At 45.8% G+C, this 4,189-nt stretch carries 7 protein-coding genes; all 7 read left to right on the top strand.

Annotation, left to right across the window (positions count from 1 at the left end; all coding sequences use genetic code 11):
* Positions 1–300 (top strand): hypothetical protein (locus ACVBED_RS00970; protein ID WP_473094357.1); only part of this gene is annotated, 300 nt, incomplete at its 5' end.
* Positions 301–321: 21 nt separating this feature from the next.
* A complete protein-coding gene (locus tag ACVBED_RS00965) occupies positions 322–1,287 on the top strand; it encodes a Calx-beta domain-containing protein (RefSeq protein ID WP_473094358.1) in 966 nt (321 codons plus the stop codon).
* Complete coding sequence (locus tag ACVBED_RS00960) at positions 1,247–2,110, top strand: Calx-beta domain-containing protein (protein ID WP_447119798.1); 864 nt, start codon at positions 1,247–1,249, stop codon at positions 2,108–2,110. The genes ACVBED_RS00965 and ACVBED_RS00960 overlap by 41 nt, the downstream gene beginning before the upstream one ends.
* Positions 2,076–2,444 carry a hypothetical protein gene (locus ACVBED_RS00955; protein ID WP_447119797.1) on the top strand — a complete coding sequence of 123 codons (369 nt, stop codon included), beginning with the start codon at positions 2,076–2,078 and terminating at the stop codon, positions 2,442–2,444. The genes ACVBED_RS00960 and ACVBED_RS00955 overlap by 35 nt, the downstream gene beginning before the upstream one ends.
* Positions 2,410–2,619, top strand: coding sequence for a hypothetical protein (locus ACVBED_RS00950; RefSeq protein WP_447119796.1), 210 nt, complete (start codon positions 2,410–2,412; stop codon positions 2,617–2,619). The genes ACVBED_RS00955 and ACVBED_RS00950 overlap by 35 nt, the downstream gene beginning before the upstream one ends.
* A 107-nt stretch (positions 2,620–2,726) precedes the next feature.
* On the top strand, positions 2,727–3,587 hold the full coding sequence (locus tag ACVBED_RS00945) for a Calx-beta domain-containing protein (protein WP_473094356.1): 861 nt from the start codon (positions 2,727–2,729) through the stop codon (positions 3,585–3,587).
* On the top strand, positions 3,524–4,189 hold a 666-nt coding region (locus ACVBED_RS00940), incomplete at its 3' end, for a Calx-beta domain-containing protein (protein WP_473094355.1). The genes ACVBED_RS00945 and ACVBED_RS00940, both read left to right, overlap by 64 nt.

The raw sequence follows: 4,189 nt of genomic DNA, 5'->3' as shown, positions 1-4,189 counted from the left end.
AACCCTTCTGATCAAGCTATTACCTATACTTTTGTATTGACTAATGGTACGGCTGGAAGTGCGGATTACACGACTACAAATGTTGATGTACTTGTTCCTGCGGGTGCAACTACTGGAACGGTAAGTGTACCAACAACGGTGGATGCGATTGACGAAGTAACTGAAAACTTTAGTATTGCCTCTGGAGCTGCTTCGGCTACTGGTACCATTATCGACAATAACAATGCCCCTACTGTGGCAACGATCGCTCCGGCTTCGGCTACTGAAGGAACTGATGCGGGTGTTTCGGCTTGCGCTTAAGGCAACCCTTCTGATCAAGCTATTACCTATACTTTTGTATTGACTACTGGAACCGCTGGAAGTGCGGATTACACTATTACAAATGTTGATGTACTTGTTCCTGCTGGAGCAACTACTGGAACGGTAAGTGTACCAACAACGGTGGATGCGATTGATGAAGTAAATGAGAACTTTAGTATTGCCTCTGGAGCTGCTTCGGCTACTGGTACGATTATCGACAATAACAATGCCCCTACTGTGGCAACGATCACTCCGGCTTCGGCTACTGAAGGATCTGATGTGGTATTCAACTTTACACTCAGCAACCCTTCTGATCAAGCCATTACCTATACTTTTGTATTGACTACTGGAACCGCTGGAAGTGCGGATTACACTATTACAAATGTTGATGTACTTGTTCCTGCTGGAGCAACTACTGGAACGGTAAGTGTACCAACAACGGTGGATGCGATTGATGAAGTAAATGAGAACTTTAGTATTGCCTCTGGAGCTGCTTCGGCTACTGGTACGATTATCGACAATAACAATGCCCCTACTGTGGCAACGATCGCTCCGGCTTCGGCTACCGAAGGAACTGATGCAGTATTCAGCTTTACACTAAGCAACCCTTCTGATCAAGCTATTACCTATACTTTTGTATTGACTAATGGTACGGCTGGAAGTGCGGATTACACTACTACAAATGTTGATGTACTTGTTCCTGCGGGTGCAACTACTGGAACGGTAAGTGTACCAACAACGGTGGATGCGATTGACGAAGTAACTGAAAACTTTAGTATTGCCTCTGGAGCTGCTTCGGCTACTGGTACCATTATCGACAATAACAATGCCCCTACGGTGGCAACGAATCCTCCGGCTTCGGCTACTGAAGGAACTGATGCAGTATTCAGCTTTACACTAAGCAACCCTTCTGATCAAGCTATTACCTATACTTTTGTATTGACTAATGGTACGGCTGGAAGTGCGGATTACACGACTAAATGTTGATGTACTTGTTCCTGCGGGTGCAACTTCTGGAACGGTAAGTGTACCAACAACGGTGGATGCGATTGACGAAGTAACTGAAAACTTTAGTATTGCCTCTGGAGCTGCTTCGGCTACTGGTACCATTATCGACAATAACAATGCCCCTACTGTGGCAACGATCGCTCCGGCTTCGGCTACTGAAGGAACTGATGCAGTATTCAGCTTTACACTAAGCAACCCTTCTGATCAAGCTATTACCTATACTTTTGTATTGACTAATGGTACGGCTGGAAGTGCGGATTACACGACTACAAATGTTGATGTACTTGTTCCTGCGGGTGCAACTACTGGAACGGTAAGTGTACCAACAACGGTGGATGCGATTGATGAAGTAACTGAAAACTTTAGTATTGCCTCTGGAGCTGCTTCGGCTACTGGTACCATTATCGACAATAACAATGCCCCTACTGTGGCAACGATCGCTCCGGCTTCGGCTACTGAAGGAACTGATGCAGTATTCAGCTTTACACTAAGCAACCCTTCTGATCAAGCTATTACCTATACTTTTGTATTGACTAATGGTACGGCTGGAAGTGCGGATTACACGACTACAAATGTTGATGTACTTGTTCCTGCGGGTGCAACTACTGGAACGGTAAGTGTACCAACAACGGTGGATGCGATTGACGAAGTAACTGAAAACTTTAGTACTGCCTCTGGAGCTGCTTCGGCTACTGGTACCATTATCGACAATAACAATGCCCCTACTGTGGCAACGATCGCTCCGGCTTCGGCTACTGAAGGAACTGATGCAGTATTCAGCTTGCGCTTCAAACCCTTCTGATCAAGCTATTACCTATACTTTTGTATTGACTAATGGTACGGCTGGAAGTGCGGATTACACGACTACAAATGTTGATGTACTTGTTCCTGCGGGTGCAACTACTGGAACGGTAAGTGTACCAACAACGGTGGATGCGATTGACGAAGTAACTGAAAACTTTAGTATTGCCTCTGGAGCTGCTTCGGCTACTGGTACCATTATCGACAATAACAATGCCCCTACTGTGGCAACGATCGCTCCGGCTTCGGCTACTGAAGGAACTGATGCAGTATTCAGCTTTACACTTAGCAACCCTTCTGATGGAAGCTATTACCTATACTTTTGTATTGACTAATGGTACGGCTGGAAGTGCGGATTACACGACTACAAATGTTGATGTACTTGTTCCTGCGGGTGCAACTACTGGAACGGTAAGTGTACCAACAACGGTGGATGCGATTGATGAAGTAACTGAAGGTTCGTATTGCCTCTGGAGCTGCTTCGGCTACTGGTACCATTATCGACAATAACAATGCCCCTACGGTGGCAACGATCGCTCCGGCTTCGGCTACTGAAGGAACTGATGCAGTATTCAGCTTTACACTAGCAACCCTTCTCATGGAGCCTTTTACCTGTATTGACTAATGGTACGGCTGGAAGTGCGGATTACACGACTACAAATGTTGATGTACTTGTTCCTGCGGGTGCAACTACTGGAACGGTAAGTGTACCAACAACGGTGGATGCGATTGACGAAGTAACTGAAAACTTTAGTATTGCCTCTGGAGCTGCTTCGGCTACTGGTACCATTATCGACAATAACAATGTCCCTACTGTGGCAACGATCGCTCCGGCTTCGGCTACTGAAGGAACTGATGCAGTATTCAGCTTTACACTAAGCAACCCTTCTGATCAAGCTATTACCTATACTTTTGTATTGACTAATGGTACGGCTGGAAGTGCGGATTACACGACTACAAATGTTGATGTACTTGTTCCTGCGGGTGCAACTACTGGAACTGTTTCGGTACCTACAACGGTAGATGCTATTGATGAAGTAAATGAGAACTTTAGTATTGCCTCTGGAGCTGCTTCGGCTACGGGTACCATTATCGACAATAACAATACGCCTACTGTGGCAACGATCGCTCCTGCTTCGGCTACTGAAGGAACTGATGTGGTATTCAACTTTACATTGAGCAACCCTTCTGATCAAGCTATTACCTATACTTTTGTATTGACTAATGGTACGGCTGGAAGTGCGGATTACACCACTACAAACGTTGACGTACTTGTTCCTGCGGGGGCAACTACGGGAACTGTTTCGGTACCTACAACTGCGGATGCGATTGATGAAGTAACTGAAAACTTTAGTATTGCCTCTGGAGCTGCTTGGCTACGGGTACCATTATCGACAATAACAATGCCCCTACGGTGGCTACCATCTCTCCTGCTTCGGCTACTGAAGGAAGTGCTGCTGTATTCAACTTTACACTAAGCAACCCTTCTGATCAAGCTATTACCTATACTTTTGTATTGACTAATGGTACGGCTGGAAGTGCGGATTACACTACTACAAACGTTGATGTACTTGTTCCTGCGGGTGCTACTACTGGAACGGTAAGTGTACCAACAACGGTGGATGCGATTGACGAAGTAACTGAAAACTTTAGTATTGCCTCTGGAGCTGCTTCGGCTACTGGTACCATTATCGACAATAACAATGCCCCTACTGTGGCAACGATCGCTCCGGCTTCGGCTACTGAAGGAACTGATGCAGTATTCAGCTTTACACTAAGCAACCCTTCTGATCAAGCTATTACCTATACTTTTGTATTGACTAATGGTACGGCTGGAAGTGCGGATTACACGACTACAAATGTTGATGTACTTGTTCCTGCGGGTGCAACTACTGGAACGGTAAGTGTACCAACAACGGTGGATGCGATTGACGAAGTAACTGAAAACTTTAGTATTGCCTCTGGAGCTGCTTCGGCTACTGGTACCATTATCGACAATAACAATGCCCCTACTGTGGCAACGATCGCTCCGGCTTCGGCTACTGAAGGAACTGATGCAGTATTCAGCTTTACACTAAGC

It is taken from the genome of Halpernia sp. GG3 (genome assembly GCF_052976925.2).
This window is presented reverse-complemented; position numbering and strand designations above follow the sequence as displayed.

What these genes read in the sequence shown, in the direction of transcription:
- ACVBED_RS00960 (WP_447119798.1), top strand. Translation starts at nt 1,247, where the DNA reads ATGGTACGGCTGGAAGTGCGGATTACACGACTAAATGTTGATGTACTT.
- ACVBED_RS00955 (WP_447119797.1), top strand. Translation starts at nt 2,076, where the DNA reads ATGCAGTATTCAGCTTGCGCTTCAAACCCTTCTGATCAAGCTATTACC.
- ACVBED_RS00950 (WP_447119796.1), top strand. Translation starts at nt 2,410, where the DNA reads ATGGAAGCTATTACCTATACTTTTGTATTGACTAATGGTACGGCTGGA.